The following is a 20826-nucleotide window of genomic DNA, read 5'->3' on the forward strand; positions in this document are numbered from 1 at the left end:
AAGCCCCAATATGGGACTTTTTTTATGCTTTTGAAAGAAAAAATTTCAATCAGTTCATTGTAAATGACTTATTTCATTGGAAAATTAGCTTCGAAAGCCTTAAATCTGCTGTCTAAATCTTTAAGCAATTGCTTTTTTACGGAAGCCTCTTTTATAAAACTGTAATTAATACTGTTGTAAACAAATTGCTTGATATCCGTATACGAAACGTCTTTGTATCTTTTGGCTAACAAAACATATTGCTCAGTCATATTGGTACGCAAAATCCCTGCATCATCTGTGCTTATTACGATGGGAACGCCAAATTCTTTATACAAGGTCAGCGGATGACGGCTTTCTTTCACTTTCAAAATGAACTCGTTACTCACTAAGTTGATTTCGATAGGAATGCTTTTCTTCGCCATGTAGCGCAATAAATTATAGGAATCTTTCTCGTACGCCATAGCTACTCCGTGACCAATACGATTTGCTCCTGCGGTATAAACGGCTGCGCCAATGTGCCAAGTCAGCTCTTCCGGTTGCACCAATCCAAGAGTCAGCTCGCCGGCATGCATCGTGTATTTCACATTTGGATAACGGGAATGGCAGTATTTAAACATCATCATGTGCAACCAATAATCTTTCATCGAGGTTTCACCATCTTCCGGAGAAACAATGTTAACTCCTGCCATCAGCGGACTTTCATCGGCCGAAATGAATGCGATTACCAGATTTTTAAATAAATCTACTGGTTCCATGAAACGCAATACAAAATTTTGATAGCGCATCGTAAATTGTTTATCATCAATTTTAAGGTCTTTGTGAAGCTTAGCTACAAAATTGGTGTTGAACGCTGTGGCATAGGACTCCGCATCTTTTTTCAGGAATGAATTGTATAACGAATCAAGCGACTTAGTAATGGCTTTTTCATCTTTTGCCAAAGCCAATTTTCGCAATCTGGAATTGAATTGCGTCAAATCATCGGTAATCATTGTGGTTGGAATCGTAGATAATTGCGTTTCAATATAACTTACATTTTCTGAAATTGCTCTGTTTTTTAGTTCCAATAAACCTTGTCCAAAATTCCCTTTGATGGCCGGTTCAAACTTCATAAAGGATTCAAAAAACAACTTATCGGATGGGTAATCCACATAATTATAGTCTTTTACAGACCATTTTTGCATTATTTTTTGTTTGTAAGCGTCTAATGTTCCGTTGCTTTTTAATGTCGAAAATTGTTCCCAGTTTCCGTTTGAAGGTCTTTCTTTTAGAACATCCATCGTTTCGGTATTGAGATAAAAATCATCAGCAATAGCGTGTTGTAATAAGGGTTCAGCATAAATCGAACCGGAATAATGGTGGTGCAAATCGCCTCCTTTTGGCATTTGGGAAAAGAAAGCGGTTAGTTCCGCTTCGTTGTTTCTAATCTTTTCAAAATAGTCATTTGGAGCTTGAGAATAAGCACTATTCAATACTGTTATAAAAAGGAAAATATATATTAATTTCATGTTTTAAATTTTTATCGAAAGGATGCTTTACCAAATCTTTAAATTAATAAGTGAGTATTTTTTAACCAATGTATGAGTTTCAAAATCAATTTATTATAATTTATACTACTTATTTAGGGTACAAAATCATAAATTTTAAGGAACATTTCAAGTAAAGGTAAATTTTTGCCAAATTTACGCAATTCCGATTTCTATTTTACACATCGAATAAAAAGTTTTATTTTTGCCACTCTCTGAAAAGGAGTTTGATTTTTTTTCTCAGTCATACTACTCGGATTTAATCCTATTGCACCAATTTATTGATACAGTTTTGTATTATTTTTATTGACTTCTATCGGGATTTTTATTTTAGAAATTCCAATGCCACTATTGACATACCCAGTTACCTTAAACATGAAAAAATATTTTAAATTATTTGATTTTAAGCAAGTTGTTGATTATAAAACAGAAATCTTAGCAGGATTGACCGTCGCCATGACTATGATTCCAGAGTCGCTTTCTTTTGCGATATTGGCTGGATTCCCGCCATTAGTAGGTTTATATGCCGCTTTTATAATGGGGTTGGTTACCGCAATATTGGGAGGCAGACCCGGAATGGTTTCTGGAGGAGCGGGAGCAACCGTGATTGTTTTAATCGCTTTAATGAAATCAAATGGGGTAGAATATGTTTTTGCAGCAGTTGCTTTAGCGGGGATTTTACAAATTTTAGTGGGCGTTTTTAAACTCGGAAAATTCATCCGTTTAGTGCCGCAGCCCGTAATGTTTGGATTTGTGAATGGATTAGCGGTTGTTATTTTTATGTCACAATTAGAACAATTCAAAACCATTGTCAACGGAAAAAGCGAGTGGATTTCTGGAAGTCCCATGTTGATTATGCTGGGTTTAGTTGCGTTGACAATTGGAATTGTATTCTTTTTCCCAAAAGTTACCAAAGCAGTTCCAGCGTCATTAGTAGCTATTATTGTGGTTTTTGCATTGGTTTTTTTCTTTGGAATCGAGACCAAAACCGTACGTGATATTGCTTCAGTAAGTGGTGGTTTTCCGCCATTTCACATTCCGAATATTCCAATAAATCTTGAAACGCTGCAAATTATATTTCCGTACGCTTTAATCATGGCTTCCGTTGGATTAACGGAAGGCTTATTGACGTTGAATTTAGTGGACGAAATTACGGAGACAAAAGGAAACGGAAATCGAGAATGCATTGCACAAGGAAGTGCAAATATTTTGAATGGTTTTTTCTTCGGGATGGGAGGATGTCCTATGATTGCTCAAACTTTAGTGAATCTTTCGGCTGGTTCCAGAGCGCGATTGTCGGGAATTATTGCTGCGTTGACGATACTTGGAATTATTTTATTTGGTGCTCCAATAATTGAGCAATTGCCTATGGCGGCTTTAGTTGGCGTGATGATCATGGTGTCAATTGGAACATTTGAATGGGCGAGTTTTAGAATCATCAATAAAATGCCAAAGCACGATATTTTTGTTGGAGTATTGGTGGCATTGATGACTATTGTCTTGCATAATTTGGCTTTAGCCGTTTTAATTGGAGTAATTATTTCTGCTTTGGTTTTTGCTTGGGAAAGTGCCAAAAGAATTCGGGCTAAGAAATATATGGATGAAAAAGGAGTGAAGCATTATGAAATATATGGTCCTTTATTTTTTGGATCGACAACTGCTTTTTTAGAAAAATTTGATGTTGCAAATGACCCAAATGAAGTTATTATTGATTTTAAAGAAAGTAAAATTACCGATATGAGTGCGATTGATGCCGTGAATAAAATTACGGAACGGTATGCAAAGCTCAATAAAACAGTTCATTTACGACATTTAAGTGCTGATTGCAGAACGTTATTAAAAAATGCGGATAGCGTAATTGAAGTAAATATTCTGGAAGATCCTACTTATAAAATTGTTGCCAATTAGTCTTTAAGATTTGTTGTTATTCCATTATTTTTTAGACTTGTTTAAATTATTCTTCATTCTTGCTTGAATGATTTTTTTTAAAAGTGCTTCAGGAATTGGTTTTTCAGTAGTAAAACGAATGGTACCGCTTGCTAAACTGAAATCTTTTAATTCATCTTTAAATTGTTCAACAGTGGTTGCATTCCAAGGATAAAAACTGCAATGATTTTTGAATGCCGCAAAGCTACATAACATGCCATGAAATTTATAAGCAGGCATTTTATAACTAATGAATTCTTCCGCTTCTGGCGCTACTTTTTTAATGATTTTCCGTAAGTTTTCTAAAGTAACTCTTTGTTCTTCCGGTAGGTTAATTAAATAGTCGTCAACAGCATTACCTTTATTATTGTCAGTGAAATTAGTCATAGTTATTTTATTTTCATTCTTAAATTAGTGAACGGATTGATTGGCAAAAATCATTTTTTAGGATTAGATAATTCCCATAATCAACAAAACGGCAAATAGGATAAGCATGAAAGTCACTATATTCTGAATGGTTGTTAGCGTAACTTTTTTTAGTAATTTATTGCCAAAATATGCTCCAATAAATGCCGAAAGTGTTGCTAGAATCAGTAAAGTGTAATCAAATTGACTTTGATTGTTCAGTATTTGTTTGGAATAAACGGTTAGTCTGGAAATGTCCACTAAACAAGCGATTACTACGCCGGTTGCAATGAAGGATTGTTTGGATAAATTGGCTCTTATCAAAAAAGCAGCTCTCAAAGCACCTTGATTCCCGGAAAGACCACCAAAAAAACCACTCAAAATTCCTCCTACAGGAAGGTATTTCTTGTCAAACTGTAAGTTGGTCAAACTAGGAACGACTTCAAATAAAGAGAAAAACAGCAGCACAATTCCAATAATTAGTTTGATTGGCATAATTTCAAAAGTGTGATTTCCTATTTGATAATCCGTTAGCGGTTGCATATCTGTCAATAAGGAAAGTACATAAGCGCCAAGAAATGCAAAAATAATTGCAGGAATCCCAAAGCGTAAAACAACATTTAGATTAGCACTTTTACCCAATAAAAACAATTTAAATAGATTGTTTAGAAAATGAACTATTGCCGTAAGTAAAATAGCCATTTCGATAGGAAAAAATAGTCCAAAGACTGGAACAAGCAGTGTTCCAAGACCAAATCCGGAAAATAATGTCAAACCTGAACCTATTACTGCAGCAAGACAAATGATGATATATTCCATTTCATTTTAGATTTAAAATAAGAAAGCTATACGAAAGGTTGGATTTCGTTTTCGGAATAATTTAAATCCGTATGGAAGGTTTCTTTTAGTTTCCAAAGTGCCAAAATTGAAATTACCGATAATAGTGTTCCAACAATCATTGCCGATTTTAAGATGTCGCCTTCAAAAACAGTGTCTCTGAAAAAGCCATAAATGATAATAATCAGTGGCAACGAACCCCGAACAAAATTTGGAACCGTTGTAGTTACTGTTGCACGAATATTTGTTCCAAACTGCTCTGCTGCAATAGTGACAAACAAGACCCAATATCCTACGGAGAAGCCCATTATAAAACAAAGGAGATAAAAAGTGGATGCTGAAATTCCAAAAGCATTGAGGAACATAAAAACCATAATCAGATTAAAAGTCAGAAACAAGTACATCACTTTTTTTCGACTTTTCAGCCACTGACTTAATAATCCGCTGGCAATATCTCCAAAAACCAATCCGCCGTAACACCAAGCGATTGCTTTTCCTGCGGCAATCGTTTCGAAACCTTGAACGCCTAATGCTTTGGCAAATTCCGGGGAGAAAGTAATTAATACGCCAACTAAAAACCACAACGGAATTCCGATAAGAATACATTGGATGTATTTTGAAAAACGTTTTTTATCGGTAAATAATGAAAGGAAGTCGCCTTTTTTCTCGTCGCTTTCCTGTACTTTTTTGAACATACCCGATTCAGAAATACTGATTCGTAAAAACAATAATAGCAGTCCTAAAACGCCACCTGCGTAATAACACAAACGCCAATCTTGAAAAATCTGATAGACTAAATAAGCTACAACCGCACCCGAAACACCTACAGATGCTACAATCATAGTTCCGTAACCTCGTTTTTCTTTGGGCAGACTTTCGGTTACCAAAGTAATTCCGGCGCCTAATTCTCCTGCAAGACCAATTCCCGCTATCAATCTCCAGAACGCATATCCATCAACGGTGGTCACCATTCCGTTAGCAATATTGGCCACCGAATAAATTAAGATAGAACCAAATAAAACAGAAATTCGTCCTTTTTTATCACCTAAAATTCCCCAAAGAATACCGCCAAAAAGCATCCCGAACATTTGCATACTAATCAAAAATTCTCCCTGATTCCTGATGGCATCACCGGTTATCCCTAAATCTTTTAGACTGTCGGTACGAACGATTCCAAAAAGCAATAAGTCATAGATATCAACAAAATAACCCAGTGCGGCCACGATTACGGCTGCGTTCAGGATTCGGACTGGCTTTTCAGTTTCAGAGGATAAAGTAGTACTCATTATTATTTGATTAAAAGTTGCATCAATAAGTCGGTTTGTTCGTCATTTCCTAACGTAAAAACGTGTTTGTCAAATACAACAAATCCATTTTTAGCATAAAATCGAAGTGCTCTGTGATTTTCTTCCCAGACACCAAGCCAAATATATTCAACGCCAGTGTGTTGTGCAATCTTTTTTACTTCGTCAAGCAACAGCTGACCAATGTTTTTTCCATGAAAAGTTTGCAAAACATAAATCCGTTGTACTTCTAAAGCATTTTTGTTAATGGTTTCGGTTTGGGCATCACCAAAGTTTATTTTTAAATATCCAACAGCTTCTGTATTCGAATACGCTACATAAAACTGAGAATTAGCATTGTTCAATTCAGCCGTTAATTGTTCCGTATTTAAGCTGTCTTTTATATAATTGGCAATATTTTCGGGTGTATTTACAGCAGCAAAAGTCTCTATAAAAGTTTGGATACTTATCTTTTGAATTGTTTTCAAATCGGATAGTGTTGCTTTTCTAATTTCAATTGGGTTCATAGTTAAAATAAGGTTGTTTGGTTTATTTACAACTCAAAAATAATTAAATTAGGGAACAATTTTCATTATCTATGGCACTATTAAACAAATCAATTTAAAGATTCTTGATTTCTTGATTTCAATTAGTACTTTTGGGAGAATTAATAAAAAGAACTCGAAAGAGTATTGTGTATGAAAATTGTAATATCGCCAGCCAAGTCTTTAAATTTTGAAAAAGAGTTACCCACTCAATTGCACACCGAACCTTTATTTTTAAAAGAATCGCGACAAGTTCACAAAGTTTTAAAAGAAAAAAAGCCCACTGATTTATCAGATTTAATGAGTATTTCAGATAAACTGGCTGATTTGAACTGGAAGCGAAATCAAGATTGGAAAACACCTTTTACTACTTCAAATGCACGTCCGGCAGTGTATGCTTTTGATGGTGATGTGTACATTGGATTAGATGCCTATTCGATTTCTGAAAAAAAGATAGAAGCTTTACAAGATCGTTTGAGAATATTATCCGGTTTGTATGGTTTGCTAAAACCATTAGACTTGATTCAAGCGTATCGACTGGAAATGGGAACCAAATTACCCATTGGCGAAAGCAAAAACTTATATGAGTTTTGGAAACCAATTGTTACTAAAGCTTTAAATAAAGAGCTTGAAAAAGGCGAGTTGTTTGTCAATTTAGCCAGTAATGAATATTTTTCGGCAATTGATGTTAAGGCGTTGAAAGTTCCTGTAATTACTCCGGAATTCAAAGATTATAAAAATGGAAAACTTAAAATAATCAGTTTTTTTGCTAAGAAGGCGAGGGGAATGATGGTACGTTATATTATTGATACCAATGCTCAAACGATAGAAGATTTAAAAGGTTTCAATTACGATGGTTATCAATTTGACGCTAATTTATCGGAAGGAAATCATTTGGTTTTTACCCGCTAATATATTTTAAACAAATAAAAAAAACGCCGTTTTCATAATGATAACGGCGTTTTTTATGCTTTAATATTAATGCATTGCATCGGCAGGATTGATTTTGTTTTTTCCTTTTTTTATCAAAAGAATAAAAGGAATACAAAATAAAAATAACGCGCCTAAGTATAAAAAGATGTCCATATAAGAGAGTACAGAGCTTTGTACCATTACTTTGTATTCAATGGCTTTGTAGGCTTTTGCCAAAGCTTCATTCTCAGAATAGCCTTTGGACATGAATCCCATTTTTAGTTGTTGCACCGTTTTTTGTACTTCATAAGATGTCACATTAAGATGCGAAATAAGATTTACTCGGTGTTCCTGATTGAATCGGGCAATAAAAGTGGTGATAATGGCAATACCAAAAGAACCTCCCAATTGTCGCATCATTCCCGTAAAAGCAGCTCCTTCACCAATACTTTTTCCTTTTAAGGTTGATAATGAAAGTGTAGAAATAGGAACAAATAACAATCCCAATCCAATTCCTCTTAGTATCAACGGCCAATATAAATGTTCTTCTCCAGAATCTGGTGTGATAACTTGTTGCATCCAATACGTAAAAAAGAAAAACAACAAAAACCCAGCAGCTACCATATACGCTTGCGGTACACCACGCTGAATCATTTTACCAATGAATGGCATCATAATCCCAGTCGTAATGGAACTTGGAATTAACAACAAACCGGCATCCAAAGCACTCCAACCTAAAACGGATTGGGTGTAAATAGGAATGATAAAGGTAGAACCATATAATCCGAAACCTAGAATAAAACACATAATGGTTCCTATTCTTAAGTTGGTATCTTTTAAAACTCTTAAATTTACGATTGGATGTTTATAGGTTAGTTCTCTCCAAATAAAGAGCAGTAAACCAAAAACTGAAATAACAGATAACAATACAATCGTACTATTATTGAACCAATCGTCTTGCTGACCGTGTTCCAAAACATATTGTAACGACCCAATAAAAGCCGTTAAGAGAAAGATTCCCCACCAATCGACCTGACTGGCTTTTAGTTTGTCACCATATTTAGGACTTTTTACAAAAGATAAAGTCAATAAAGTAGCTATAATTCCGATAGGAATGTTGATATAAAAGATATACGGCCATGAAAAATGATCTACAATATAACCTCCCAAAGGCGGACCAAGAGTAGGTCCTACAATAACTCCCATTCCGTAAATAGCTTGTGCCATTCCTCTTTTGGCAACAGGATAACTTTCTGTAATTATGGTTTGTGCAGTTACTAATAAAGCGCCACCGCCTAATCCTTGAATGAATCTAAAAGCAACTAATTCCCAAATATTATTGGCATTACCGCATAAAAAGGAAGCGACCGTGAATATAATGATGGAAACCGCAAAATAATTCCGACGCCCAAATTGTTGTGACAACCAACTCGTCATAGGAATCACAATCACATTTGCAATAGCGTAAGCTGTGATTACCCAAGCCACATCAGTAAGTGATGCACCAAGGCTGCCTCGCATATTATTTAAAGCTACATTTACAATTGTAGTATCTACAATTTCAAGCATAGCACAAAGAACGGCTGTAATGGTAATTATGACTCTTCTAAAGCCATATTCTACTAAATCATCTTCTCCTGTTTGTACCATTTTATACTAAAGTGTAAACTATCATTTTCTTAAAAGTATTGCCGTTTTTGCCATTTTGGAAATCACCAAAAGGGTGAATTTATTTTAAATGTACATCTACATCCACATTCATTCCCGGGCGAAGTAATTTTATTTTCTCAGGATCATTGGATGTGTTCAAACTTATTTTAACGGGCAATCTTTGGATTGTTTTCACAAAGTTTCCTGTAGCATTATCAGGAGGAAGTAATGAAAAACGAGAACCTGTAGCAGGTGAGAACGAAGTGATTGAACCCTGGAAATCGTAACCGGGATACGCATCTACTTTTACGGTAACTTTTTGACCAATTACCATTTTGTTCAATTGCGTTTCTTTGAAATTAGCAATTACCCAAGCTTCTTTGTTGTTGATAATATAAAATAACGATTGTCCCGGTTGCACTAATTGTCCTGGCTGAATGTCAATTTTAGAAACCTGACCATCAATCGCAGCAGTTACAGCGGTGTAAGTCAAATTTAATTTTGCCGCATCAAGCAACGCTTTAGCTCTTTTGATATTGGCAGCAGCCACTTCCGTTTGTTTGTCTGAAACTTTAGATTTAGCTACAATTACTGATTTTTGAAAAGCACTCGCTCTTTGTTGTTGTTGTAAAACGCGCACTTGGCTTTCTGCTTCCAATTTTGCAGCCAGAGCTTGCTCGTATTGTTGTTTTGTAATCGAATGACTTTTGTATAAATTGTTATATCTGTTGTAATCACTCGTAATACGATCCAATCTGATTTTTGCCGATTCGATATTTCCACCCGCTGATTGCACATTAGCATCAGAAACTGAAATGTTAGCCAAAGCACTTCCAATATCCGCTTTAGAAACTTCAAAACTACCTTCAGCGCCAACCATTGCAGCATTAGCTTCTTCAATTTTCAGTTGGTAATCTCTTTTATCGATAGTAAAAAGCGTATCGCCTTTCTTTACAAAATCATTGTCTTTGATGTACACTTTATCCACATATCCTGAAACTCTTGGAATAATAGGATTCATGTTTTTTTCAATTTGCGCATCGTCTGTTTCTTCGTGAGCCAAGGAATGCATGTATTTATAAGTTCCGTAAGTTCCACCTAAAACTACCAAAGCCACTAGGATAATAATAAATTTTGTATTTGTTTTTTTCTTTTCCATGGTAGGTATGATTAGTTTTTTGAAATAGTAAAGGTTTGAGATAATTGTCCAGTTACCGACAGTAACTCGTAGTATTTTTGAATGGTATTTGCTTGCGCCAATGCTTTATTGATTTTTGAACTTAATTGCTCTACATCAGCTTCCAGTAAATCATTCGTATCCGAAAGTCCGTTGTCATATTTATCTTTTATGATTCGGTAATTTTCCGAAGATTGTTCTACTGCTTGTCCGTAAACTACATTTTGTTTCAAAGCTAAATCGTAATCTTCAATTGCTTTTTGAACCTGAACTTTAATATAATCCGTTAATATAGCTTCTGAGTTTTGTACTTCAAGGAATTTATTTTCAGCCAGTTTTACCAGTGTTCCGTTTTTAAGAATGGCACTTAAGTCATAGGAAATACCCACACCAATATTCATCGCATTTTGTACGGTGATAACATTGCTCAAGTCTAATGTAGTATAACCGCCAATGATTGCAATTGCAGGATAATAGGAACCTTTAGCTATTTTGATATTGGCTTCACTTGCTTTTCCTTGGAAACGAATTGCTTCTAAATCTTTACGATTTTCTAATGCCGGCAACTCATTTGTTGGGACATTCGTCATTTGGAAATCGGCAAAATCACTTTCACGAATCTCCAGTTTGGTATCTGGATTTAATTTTAAAAGCGTAACCAAATAAAAGTTGATAATTTTCAAATTATTATTCGTCTCGTCTAATGACAATTGAATTTTAGAGGCTTGTAATTGTGATTTTAAAAGGTCGTTTTTAGGAATAATTCCATTTTTTTCGAGCTCAATAAAATCGGTTACACGTTGTTGTGCACTTTTTTGATTTTCTTTCAGCAATTCAATTGTTTTTTGAGCTTTGTACAAACCAGCATAATAATCAATTACGCGCAAAGCGATTTCTTCTTTGGTTTGTGATGCTGTTGCCATTTCAGCTTCATAAAGATTCTCATAAACTTTGATGCTGTTTTGGATTTTAAAACCAGAAAATAGAGGAACACTGGCGTTCAACTGTCCAATCATCAATTGATTTACTATAGGAAGCGGTTCTTGTGAACCGGAATTATTTTGATTTATTTTAAAATCTACCGATGCATTTGCCAATCTTTGGTATTGACCCGATAGTTTCAAATCAGGATATTGATTGTTTTTTGTGGATTGCAGCTCGTACTTTTTAGTTTTCACTTTTGTATTGGCCAGAGTAACTTCATTGCTCTTGGTCCAAGCCAAATTAATGGCTTCGTTCAATGTTAAACTTGTTTTTTCTTGTGCTGCTACGGATGAAATTCCAATAAAGAAAATCCCAAAGAGCATGAGTTGACTAACTTTCATATATCAGAAGTGCTTTTATAGTTTGTTGAATGTGCTTTGTCAAATTGGTTTTGATGTAATTGTTGTATAAATCTTCAGTTTTCAAGTTTAATAAATTTTCGAAGAAAGGTTTATTCATGTGAAAATGAAAGAAAGTCCCAAGAATTGTAGGTGTGATAAGCGGAATAATAACGTCTTTTCTGAAAATGCCTTTTTTCTGGCCTTCCTCGATAATGGTTTCAAGGGATTTTAAATTTCCTTTTTTTAATTCAGAAAAAGCTTGGAGATTTTGTTCTCTCTTTTTGGAGGTAAATTCGAAGTGTAAAATTCTATATATTCCTCGATTACTATTGATTCTATTGATGTACAGTTCAATCAGTTTATTGATTTTGTCAATAGGTTCCAGATCTTCCTGCAATAAATTTTCTAATTGGTTTTTAAGATCCGAAGTTCTGTAAACAATAAGCGATTCCAATAATCGCTCTTTGGAACCAAAGTAGTAGGAAACCATGGCAATATTGATTTTTGCCACTTTTGCTATGTTTCGGATGGAAGTACCGTCAAATCCTTTCTCTGCAAAAAGTGTTTCTGCAACCTCGAGAATTTGAATTTGTTTGTCGTTAAAATTACTTTTCAATGGAATCTAATTTTTTCAAAAAACAAAACTAAACAAGTGTTTAATTTAAACAACTGTTTAGTTTTTATTTAACATTGTTTTAACATTTTATATAGGGCCAGAATAAAGTTCATAACAACACTAATCTTCTTCCGAAATTGTGAATATCTATTTTAGGAATACTACATTTTTTAACCTCTAAAATCTATCTTTGACATCCTTAAAAAAAAAGAGATGAGCACAATTTGGTACGAATGCAAGGTAAAATATAGAAAAACGGATGAAACTGGCGGACAAAAGATTACGACAGAACCGTACTTGGTAGACGCGTTATCCTACACAGAAGCAGAAAGCAGAATCAATGAAGAAATGTCGGCGTATATCAGTGAAGAATTCAAAATCACGAATATAAAAGTGGCTAATTATGCAGAGATTCATCCTTTCGAAAATGCGGATCGTTGGTTTAGATCTAAAGTTTCATTATTGGCGTATGACGAAGAAAGCGGTAAAGAGCGCAAGACCAATATGTATTTATTAGTGCAGGCTAATGATGTAAAAGAAGCTTATGATAACACCACTAGTGTAATGAAAGGTACGATGGGCGATTATACCATACCAGCAATTTCAGAATCACCTATTATGGATGTTTTTCCTTATTTCAGTGGTGAAGAAGGAGAACTGGAACAATTAGAACGGTTCAATGCGCTTAAAGGTTCTAAACCGGAAGCAGCAGTAGAAATTGTGGATCACATGGAATTTGAAACGGCTCCTGAAGAAGAAGCTGTAGTTTAAGATAAGTTGTTCTCAAAAAAAACACCGAAAATTCGCATAGTATAGAAACAGTTGCTAACTATTTTTATCTGCGAATTTGCGGTTTTTTTTATTGTCACCTTAAGTTTTCAAAATTTCAATTAGTCCAGTTTCGCTAAGACTTTTTCGTATGCTTTTCTAGGACTTCCTCTAAAATATACTTCGCCACAATACGTATAACCCGAACTTTCAAAAATTTTCATCATGGCGATGTTGTCAAAATTGGTGTCTGCTTTTATGCTGTAAATATTGTTGCTTACTGCAAATTCTTCTATGTATTTGAGAATCATTTTAGCCAAGCCTTTACCCAAATACTTTTCAGAAATGGCAACGCGGTGCAGTACTACAAAATCACCATTCGTTAGCCACTTTCCTTCAATTTTCTCATAAGCAGGTTCGTCATTGATAAGTACGGCACTATAACCGATGATAGTTTCTCCATCAACCAAAACAAATCCTTCCCCTTTTTCAATATCTTTTTGTATAACTTCCGGATTTGGATAGCCGTCTTGCCATTGATTGCTCCCGTCTTCTTTTCTTCGTTGTATAGCTTGTTGTAAAATTTCCCATATTGGAGCTATTTCAGATAGTTCCGCTTTTCTAAAGTGATAATTCATTCTTGTAATTTAAATTTTTTCGGTTAACGAATAGGCTTTAAAAGTACAAAACAAACTTTAAGTTTTGCAAATTCAAATTACAGGATGTATTTATTTTTTAGAAGAGTATTTTCAATCTCGCTTTTCACATTATATGTTGTCAATGCTAGCGCGAGCGTCCCGCTCGTGAACACTAACTAAAAGTAAATAACCTTGCTTTCCGAAGTGTTTGTTGTGTATGCTGCGCAAATGTCTCTGACTTTGCGTAATTTTCAGCATCTGTTTAAATTAGGTAGTATCATAAAAGTCTCTGACTTTTGTACTATTTCATTGCTGATTGTATTTTACAAAAGCATTCGAATCTAAAACATTGATGATTGAATTATCTGCTTTTTCTATTTTTAATAATCCGGAATCATTTATGTAATTGCTTGCGCTGGAATAAATATAGTGTGAAGCCTTTTCAACTAAACCGGCTCTTACTGGATTCAGATGAATGTAATCTAATTTAGACCACATAAATTTATTGCTATAAATCTCTTCTGCATGATTTCCGTATTGCCAAAATTGATAATTTTTGTTTCTTGTATGCTTTTCTGCTGCTAGTTTGAAGCGTTCTAGCATCCATTCTTTTCGGCTTTCTGGTACAGCTTGGATTTTATCCAAAATGTTTTTTGCGGTAAATTTTTTAAAATCTCTTATCAAATCTGATAATTTCCCGTCCTCCGATTGAATAATTAAATGAATGTGATTGCTCATAATAACATAACCATACAAAATCATTCCTTTGTTTTTTATGCAGTAATCCAAAGATTCTATTATACTATCTCTGTAAGTTTGCCTGGTAAAAATATCGATCCAATCGACAACAGTTGCCGTAATATAATATGGTAAATTTTGGTCCCGAATTATATAGCCTTCTTTCATTTTGACGTATTTTTACTATAAAAATAACGATTTTAATGACTTGTTTGTGTTTTTTTAATTTAAGACGATGAAAGTCAGAGACTTTATGGCGTTTTGTTTTAATGGCAAGTTCCTAAAATTGCGCAAAGTCAGAGACATTTGCGCAGCATTAACGAGAAATTTATTTTTCAGAAGAACACTTTGCGGAGCGGGTGGGAACACTTTGCGGCGCGGGCAATTACTGCCCAACTTTCGTCATAAATATTCTAATTTTTTCTATTATTTCTTCTCCATCTTCTTCTAATGCAAAATGCCCAGTATCATAAATATTATAGTCGATTTCCTTTACATCTTTTTTGAAAGCAACTGCTCCGCTTTCAGGAAAAAACTCATCATTTTTTCCCCAAACTATTAATAAAGGTGGCTGATTATCTCTTAAATACTGCTGCCATTTTGGATAAAGTTTTAAGTTGTTTTGATAATCGTAAAATAAATCCATATTGACTTTATGTGCATTTGGTCTTGAAATTCTTAAATAATCTAAATGCCAAGTATCGGGATTTATTGTTTCAACATTTCTTGTTCCGTGTGTGTATTGCCATTTCAAACCGTCTAATGAAAAGGCTGGTAGTATTGCTTTTTCGGTTTCAGGATTTCGGTCTTTCCAAAGCGCCCTAATTCCAGCCCAAGCATCACCCAAACCTTCTAAATATACGTTTCCGTTTTGATTTATTATTGCCGTAACCCTTTCTGGGTGAGCTGTCGCTATTCTGAAGCCAATAGGTGCTCCATAATCTTGTATCATTAATGCATAAGACTCAATTTTTTTCTTTTCTAGAAAGGCATCTATAGTTTTTGCAATATTATCAAAAGTGTATTCATAGTCACTTGCCAATGGAAAATCGCTATTTCCAAATGAGGGATAATCTGGTGCAATCAAATGAAAGTCATCAGATAACTGTGATAAAACTTTTCGGTATTGATGTGAAGATGAAGGAAAACCATGTAATAGCACTATTGTAGGATTTTTGGGGTTTCCTGCCTCTCTGTAAGCAATATTAATTCCGTCAATTTCGATGGTTTTAAATAATGTGGGGTGATTGTGTGTCATACTTTTTGATTTATCGATAGTTTTACTACTTGTTTTGCTTTTACATCCAAATAATGTGAATAGGATAATTAGTTGTAATAGGATAATTTTTTTCATATTCTAATTGTTTATAACCTTCTTTCTGTTTCTTTAATTTTTAAGTCATTTATGCTCGCGAACCTTTTTTTCATTAATCCATTTTCATCAAATTCCCAATTTTCGTTTCCATAAGCTCTATACCATTGACCATTTTTATCTCGATATTCGTACTCAAATCGTACAGCAATACGATTGTCGTTAAATGTCCAAAGTTGTTTTTTTAGTTTATAATCCAATTCATTTTTCCATTTGTTAGCAAGAAAATCTTGTACTTCTTTTCTCCCGTTAATGAATTGATTTCGATTGCGCCATTCTGTATCAAGTGTATATGCTTTTGAAATTTGAATTGGGTCTTTGCTGTTCCAAGCATCTTCTGCCTTTTGAATTTTTTGTATCGCTGTTTCTTCGTTAAAAGGTGGTAGTGGATGTAATTGTATCATATTTTACCGAACGTTTGTTAATTAATTAGTTCAAATTTTTTTATTCTATTGAATATCGCCTTTCAATATTTTTTAAAGTGTTTTTAAAAATACTTGTATCAGCTAACCCTTTTGTTACAATTAGACTGCCTTGCAATTCTATTAAGGTCTGAATAGCGTTTTGTTGAGATTCTGTGGAAGTTAATTTTAAGGCAATACCAAATGCATTAAAAGCGGTAATCCATTTATCCATACCAGATTTCACCTGTTGCTCAAATAGCGATAAACCGCTATGCATAGAAAAGGCTCTTAAAACACACGTTTCTTTTCCGCTATCATAAAGAATTTCAATATTTTTTAGAGCATCTTTTAATCTCAATTTTGTTGATTTATTTTCGTCCAATAGAGGAAAGAAAATATTATCATCAACCCACTGATCTATATCTCTTAATACAGATTCTGCCATCTCTTGTTTTCCATTTGGAAATCGATGATAGAGGCTTGCTTTTTTTAATCCAGTTACTTTTGCTAAATCATTTAAACTCGTTCCTTCATAGCCTTTATCTCTAAAAACTTTGGTAAGTCCGGCTATCATATCTGTATCTAAAATTTTCTGTGGTCTCATAGTGCAAATATAAGTAAAAATTATAAATTACCTAACGTTCGTTAAAATTCTTATATTCTCGATTATAGACGGTGTTTCTTTTGCTTGTTGCTAACGGTTGCGGCTAGGCCTGCGTTGCGATCAAAACGAACTGAGTCGTTTCGGCTATTATAGAATTTTTTCGTGATGAAAAAAGTTCCGGCTACGAAAATGAAGGAATGAGGCTTAGCTCCTGTTAGCAGAAGTTACGGGTTCATTTCCGTAAATTCTTTTGATAATTCCCACACAGTATTTTTGCTAAACTCTCCAAAATAAGAAAGATATTTGCCCTTCTTATTTAAAATCACAAAACTAAAACATGGATAGTGGAACTTAAAGAACATTTTTTCTACTAATTGATTTTGATCGCTTTGCCATTTAACTTGTTTCGGGTGATAATATTTTAAATTCTCATCACTTTTATAAATCCAAAAATGATCATAAGAATTGATTTTTTTGAGTTTACGTAAATAATCGCCATCAAAAATATTCCACGTTGAAATTCTTTCCATTCCGTTGCATCTATCTTTTCCTGGGTAATACACTAGAATAGTTAATTCATTAGTTGCTTCTGAATTATGATAAAGATAGTCGTTCAGGCTTTTTAATTCGATATCGTTAAGTTGTCCATGGTTTTTTCTGGTAACTAAAAAGCTGGAAACTAAGCTGTCATTTTCGAAATAGATGTCGAGATTTCGCTGATTGTTTTTTTGTTTGAAGAAATCGGTTTCAGAAATTTCTTTTTGATTTTCATTGTAGTATACCACTTTCTTGACTTGCGAGAAACTGCTATAGTAATATGTTAGTAAGATTGCAAAGAGGTATTTCCTCATGTTTACGACGATTTTCATATAATTTCGGCTAACGTTCCGCCGCTTCTCGTCAGTTGCGAACTTCGGAACTGATTATTTTCTGTTAAAGATAAAAATTCTTGCGAAACGTAAACGTGAACTTACCACAAAATTCGCAATTGCGAGAAACGGCTGTTGTGTGCAGTATTTATGAGACAATGCAATTTCCAGTCTTTTTATAAATTCCATTTGATTTCATTTTAAAATAACCGTTAAAGTTAATCTCAAAAAATACTGATTCGTAAGTTTCTGGACAACCATTATACTTTAAAAGGTTCATCTCATAGCCCTTTTTAGTTTTTTTATAAGACCCTCCTTTTTCATTCTCTTTATCTATCCAGAGTCCTTGTGTTTTGCCAACTAAAATTGCTTCTGAGATATTGTCAATTTTTCCAATAAAATTTAATAATGTCTTTTCATCTGTAACAAAATTCAACCCATTATTGTCAATGTAAATTATATATGAATAGCAAAATCCAGGGTGGCATTCTACAAAAAAACCTTGATTAGGTTCTTCTATTTTGTAACTTGATAATAATTTTTTGTCACCAACTTCTTTGACTACTTTATTTGAAGATGTCTCTACATATTTCCAGTACAAAATTGTTTTATTTGGAAGTATGCTGTTTATTAGTTGCTCTCTGTCAGTAAATTTCTTCTCAATTCTTAAATATCTGCTATTTTGTTTACAGGATAAAAATGTTGTCAAAACGGTAATTGTAAGTATAGTTTTTAATGTCATTTCAACTCTAAGGTTTTTTTAATATTGCACACAACGTTCTCGCGCTACAAGCAGTTTGGGGTTAAATTAAGCCTTATCTTCGGATTTGCCAAATCTTCCAAATACAAACCAATTTTTTCCATTAAGCCAAATCCCCAAATTGCTTGTAGCGTGTGTTGGCAGATCGGGCTATTTATTTATATTTTTGGTAAGATCAGAGATTCCTGCTTTTAAAACTTGCCAAGATATTTTTGCGGTATCAATATCTGGGTTAAATCCACTACTCATTTGTTCATAAGGATGAATATAATTTCTAAAATCTCTTAAACTATGGCTGAATTTTTTAACATCTAAACCTAAAATACCAATGCTATGTGCTACGTCGATAAAATTGCTCAATGTCCAATTATGGAACGGTAATACTTTGCCCGTTTCTTTATTTTTCGGACTTGAAGTGCTTTGGTTGAATTCTTTCATTTTTGAAGTAGCAACACCTAATAAAAGTCCTTCTAGAACACTTCCGCACATTATTATAACTGATAAAGGTGATTCATTCTGAATACTTTTATTAATTTCAATTAATCTTTTAGTTAATATTTCAGTTACTGTGCTGTCAATGTTTAATTTATACAAAGAAATTTCTTTGAATTCTTTGTTAAGAAACTCGTTTATAGTTGAAGGTTCTTTTTTGATTTCTTCACTTTTGAGACCAAGTAAGCGATTAGATATTTTTAGACATTCTTTAGCAAGTATATCTTCATTTTTTTCTATTTCATTATTGTTTAAGACTTTTTCAGTTTTCCAATATTCAATTAGTTCTTTAATTACTTTACCGACAATGATATCTGACTCAAGTTGCCAAAAAGCTCTTAATAATTTTGCTTTCGAACTTCCTTTTTCTGCATATTTATTTTGATAAATATTTATTTTTGTAGTATCTAAAATAAATTGATGAAAGGAATCATTTGAAAAATTCAACACATATCCACCGCTCATTCCTAATAATTTCTCAAGCATTAACTTTTCGGACTGCTTAATTTCTGCCATTTATTTTTCTTTTTTGTCGATTTCTACGTGCCTGTCTGCCAACTTGTTTATATGTATGATAAAATCATACTTATCACCCCATATTTGGGTGGCTTTGTCTGACAAACGTCATCTTTTTTGCTTTTGCTAATGTAGGAATAAAAACTTACAAATAATTTTAGTATTTTATAAAATAGGGGCATAAAAAAACGGCGTTTAAATGAACTTTAAACGCCGTTTAATATTTATATAAAAGAAGTTGTTTTATCGAATCGCTTGTACAAATTCTTCAATTTTCCCTGTTCCGTTTTCGGTTAAATGCTGAATGAAAGCACTACCTATAATCGCTCCTTTGGCATATTGCGTGGCTTGATTAAAGGTTTCGGCATTGTTGATTCCAAAACCAATTACTTGAGGATTTTTTAGGTTCATTGCGGCAATGCGTTTGAAATACTCTTCTTGAACGTTTCCAAAACCAGTTTGTGATCCTGTAACACTCGCCGAACTTACCATATAGATAAATCCATCAGATACGCTGTCAATAAAACGGATGCGCTCGTCAGAAGTTTGTGGCGTAATCAAGAATATATTTTTCAATCCGTATTTTTCGAAAGTAGCTTTGTATTCATCGGCATAGACATCAACTGGAAGATCAGGAATGATTAATCCATCGATGCCAATCTCCGCACATTTCTGGCAGAAATTCTCTATTCCGTATTGCAACATTGGGTTGAAATAGCCCATAATCACTAAAGGAATTGAAACCGCTTTGCGAATGTCCTTTAATTGGTCAAACAAAACTTGTGTGGTCATTCCGTTATGCAACGCTTGGGTTGAACTGGCTTGAATAGTAGGTCCATCAGCCAATGGATCGCTGAACGGCAATCCGATTTCTATCATATCGATACCGCTTTTTTCTAAATCCTGAATGATTTGTACGGTATCATTTAAGTTAGGATATCCCGCAGAGAAATAGATGGAAAGTATCTTTTTGTCTTCTTGTAATTTTTGATTTATTCTGTTCATTGTTTTATTTTTTGTCCTGCAAGGTTTTCAAAACCTTGTAGGTGTATGTATTTATATTTACAATTATTAATTTTCCAGATAAATCCATGCAACTATTCCAGATTTCAATGTTATTTGAACTCTTTTATACGCATTAGATTCGAATTGATCTGCTTTAGTCAGATCTTCACTGGAAACAGTAAAAACAATACCATTTATTTCATCCGAAGGATTTTCGCTTGGTGTTGCTACAAAATAATCTGCCATTCCAAATTCTTCTTCTATTTTTAGATCTTTTAGTTTATAGCCTTTGAGTTGGTCTAGTGTTCCAGTCAATAGCTTGTTAAAAACCTGCATTTGAATTTCTTTAGATTGTAATGTTCCGTAAGAGAATATATTTTCCATAATATTATTTTTTCTCGTTATTTATTTGCGTTAGGGATAGGAACGGCATCCTTTTTTGTGGTTTTTTCTACCACAAAAAAGATATAGTGTACAGC

Annotated in this window: 22 protein-coding genes; 3 read left to right on the top strand and 19 right to left on the bottom strand. The window is 33.8% G+C overall.

What is annotated here, in order from left to right; genetic code table 11:
* Nucleotides 1-68 precede the first annotated feature (68 nt).
* Complete coding sequence (locus C8C87_RS05145; RefSeq protein WP_121341728.1) at nucleotides 69-1487, bottom strand: adenosine deaminase; 1419 nt, start codon at nucleotides 1485-1487, stop codon at nucleotides 69-71.
* 393 nt (nucleotides 1488-1880) lie between these two features.
* Here C8C87_RS05145 and C8C87_RS05150 point away from each other — a divergent pair, with 393 nt between their 5' ends.
* Nucleotides 1881-3413 (top strand): SulP family inorganic anion transporter, encoded by a 1533-nt coding sequence (locus C8C87_RS05150; protein ID WP_121343294.1) that lies wholly within the window; start codon nucleotides 1881-1883, stop codon nucleotides 3411-3413.
* 24 nt (nucleotides 3414-3437) lie between these two features.
* Here the strand turns inward: C8C87_RS05150 and C8C87_RS05155 are convergent, their stop codons facing one another.
* The 4 genes from C8C87_RS05155 to C8C87_RS05170 all read right to left on the bottom strand — a co-directional run bounded on the left by C8C87_RS05155 (nucleotide 3438) and on the right by C8C87_RS05170 (nucleotide 6483).
* A complete protein-coding gene (locus C8C87_RS05155) occupies nucleotides 3438-3818 on the bottom strand; it encodes an iron chaperone (protein WP_121341731.1) in 381 nt (126 codons plus the stop codon).
* A 63-nt stretch (nucleotides 3819-3881) separates the two neighbouring features.
* Nucleotides 3882-4655 carry a sulfite exporter TauE/SafE family protein gene (locus C8C87_RS05160; RefSeq protein ID WP_121341734.1) on the bottom strand — a complete coding sequence of 258 codons (774 nt, stop codon included), beginning with the start codon at nucleotides 4653-4655 and terminating at the stop codon, nucleotides 3882-3884.
* A gap of 26 nt (nucleotides 4656-4681) precedes the next feature.
* Nucleotides 4682-5959 (bottom strand): MFS transporter, encoded by a 1278-nt coding sequence (locus C8C87_RS05165; RefSeq protein WP_121341736.1) that lies wholly within the window; start codon nucleotides 5957-5959, stop codon nucleotides 4682-4684.
* A gap of 2 nt (nucleotides 5960-5961) precedes the next feature.
* Nucleotides 5962-6483 (bottom strand): GNAT family N-acetyltransferase, encoded by a 522-nt coding sequence (locus C8C87_RS05170; protein WP_121341737.1) that lies wholly within the window; start codon nucleotides 6481-6483, stop codon nucleotides 5962-5964.
* 171 nt (nucleotides 6484-6654) lie between these two features.
* On the opposite strand from C8C87_RS05170, the gene yaaA reads away from it, so the two are divergent.
* The gene (gene yaaA / locus C8C87_RS05175) at nucleotides 6655-7413 is read left to right on the top strand and encodes a peroxide stress protein YaaA (RefSeq protein ID WP_121341740.1); all 759 of its coding nucleotides are present in this window, start codon (nucleotides 6655-6657) and stop codon (nucleotides 7411-7413) included.
* A 66-nt stretch (nucleotides 7414-7479) separates the two neighbouring features.
* Here the strand turns inward: yaaA and C8C87_RS05180 are convergent, their stop codons facing one another.
* From C8C87_RS05180 to C8C87_RS05195, 4 genes are all read right to left on the bottom strand, one after another.
* The gene (locus tag C8C87_RS05180) at nucleotides 7480-9063 is read right to left on the bottom strand and encodes a DHA2 family efflux MFS transporter permease subunit (protein WP_099715822.1); all 1584 of its coding nucleotides are present in this window, start codon (nucleotides 9061-9063) and stop codon (nucleotides 7480-7482) included.
* Nucleotides 9064-9142: 79 nt separating this feature from the next.
* Nucleotides 9143-10222, bottom strand: coding sequence for an HlyD family secretion protein (locus C8C87_RS05185; RefSeq protein WP_099715821.1), 1080 nt, complete (start codon nucleotides 10220-10222; stop codon nucleotides 9143-9145).
* An 11-nt stretch (nucleotides 10223-10233) separates the two neighbouring features.
* On the bottom strand, nucleotides 10234-11565 hold the full coding sequence (locus tag C8C87_RS05190) for a TolC family protein (RefSeq protein ID WP_121341743.1): 1332 nt from the start codon (nucleotides 11563-11565) through the stop codon (nucleotides 10234-10236).
* Complete coding sequence (locus C8C87_RS05195) at nucleotides 11555-12181, bottom strand: TetR/AcrR family transcriptional regulator (RefSeq protein ID WP_369869774.1); 627 nt, start codon at nucleotides 12179-12181, stop codon at nucleotides 11555-11557. The genes C8C87_RS05190 and C8C87_RS05195 overlap by 11 nt, the downstream gene beginning before the upstream one ends.
* A gap of 213 nt (nucleotides 12182-12394) precedes the next feature.
* Here C8C87_RS05195 and C8C87_RS05200 point away from each other — a divergent pair, with 213 nt between their 5' ends.
* Complete coding sequence (locus C8C87_RS05200) at nucleotides 12395-12952, top strand: DUF4494 domain-containing protein (protein WP_121341749.1); 558 nt, start codon at nucleotides 12395-12397, stop codon at nucleotides 12950-12952.
* A gap of 119 nt (nucleotides 12953-13071) precedes the next feature.
* Here the strand turns inward: C8C87_RS05200 and C8C87_RS05205 are convergent, their stop codons facing one another.
* From C8C87_RS05205 to C8C87_RS05250, 10 genes are all read right to left on the bottom strand, one after another.
* Nucleotides 13072-13587: a GNAT family N-acetyltransferase gene (locus C8C87_RS05205; RefSeq protein WP_121341751.1), complete on the bottom strand. Its 516-nt coding sequence runs from the start codon at nucleotides 13585-13587 to the stop codon at nucleotides 13072-13074.
* A gap of 306 nt (nucleotides 13588-13893) precedes the next feature.
* The gene (locus C8C87_RS05210) at nucleotides 13894-14493 is read right to left on the bottom strand and encodes a transposase (RefSeq protein WP_121341753.1); all 600 of its coding nucleotides are present in this window, start codon (nucleotides 14491-14493) and stop codon (nucleotides 13894-13896) included.
* 217 nt (nucleotides 14494-14710) lie between these two features.
* A complete protein-coding gene (locus C8C87_RS05215) occupies nucleotides 14711-15679 on the bottom strand; it encodes an alpha/beta fold hydrolase (RefSeq protein WP_121341755.1) in 969 nt (322 codons plus the stop codon).
* A gap of 11 nt (nucleotides 15680-15690) precedes the next feature.
* Nucleotides 15691-16101, bottom strand: a complete 411-nt coding sequence (locus C8C87_RS05220; RefSeq protein WP_121341757.1) for a nuclear transport factor 2 family protein — start codon at nucleotides 16099-16101, stop codon at nucleotides 15691-15693.
* Nucleotides 16102-16141: 40 nt separating this feature from the next.
* Nucleotides 16142-16705, bottom strand: a complete 564-nt coding sequence (locus tag C8C87_RS05225; RefSeq protein WP_121341759.1) for a TetR/AcrR family transcriptional regulator — start codon at nucleotides 16703-16705, stop codon at nucleotides 16142-16144.
* A gap of 224 nt (nucleotides 16706-16929) precedes the next feature.
* A complete protein-coding gene (locus tag C8C87_RS05230; protein WP_147402355.1) occupies nucleotides 16930-17556 on the bottom strand; it encodes a hypothetical protein in 627 nt (208 codons plus the stop codon).
* Nucleotides 17557-17722: 166 nt separating this feature from the next.
* Nucleotides 17723-18316, bottom strand: coding sequence for a hypothetical protein (locus C8C87_RS05235; protein ID WP_121341763.1), 594 nt, complete (start codon nucleotides 18314-18316; stop codon nucleotides 17723-17725).
* Between the two features lie 168 nt (nucleotides 18317-18484).
* Nucleotides 18485-19342 (bottom strand): hypothetical protein, encoded by an 858-nt coding sequence (locus C8C87_RS05240; RefSeq protein ID WP_121341764.1) that lies wholly within the window; start codon nucleotides 19340-19342, stop codon nucleotides 18485-18487.
* Between the two features lie 243 nt (nucleotides 19343-19585).
* Nucleotides 19586-20347, bottom strand: coding sequence for a tryptophan synthase subunit alpha (trpA, locus tag C8C87_RS05245; RefSeq protein ID WP_121341766.1), 762 nt, complete (start codon nucleotides 20345-20347; stop codon nucleotides 19586-19588).
* 66 nt (nucleotides 20348-20413) lie between these two features.
* Nucleotides 20414-20731, bottom strand: coding sequence for a gamma-glutamylcyclotransferase family protein (locus C8C87_RS05250; protein ID WP_099715811.1), 318 nt, complete (start codon nucleotides 20729-20731; stop codon nucleotides 20414-20416).
* Between the last annotated feature and the right edge of the window lie 95 nt (nucleotides 20732-20826).

Source organism: Flavobacterium sp. 120, assembly GCF_003633605.1.
In the GTDB taxonomy this organism is placed as follows: Bacteria; Bacteroidota; Bacteroidia; order Flavobacteriales; family Flavobacteriaceae; genus Flavobacterium; species Flavobacterium algoritolerans.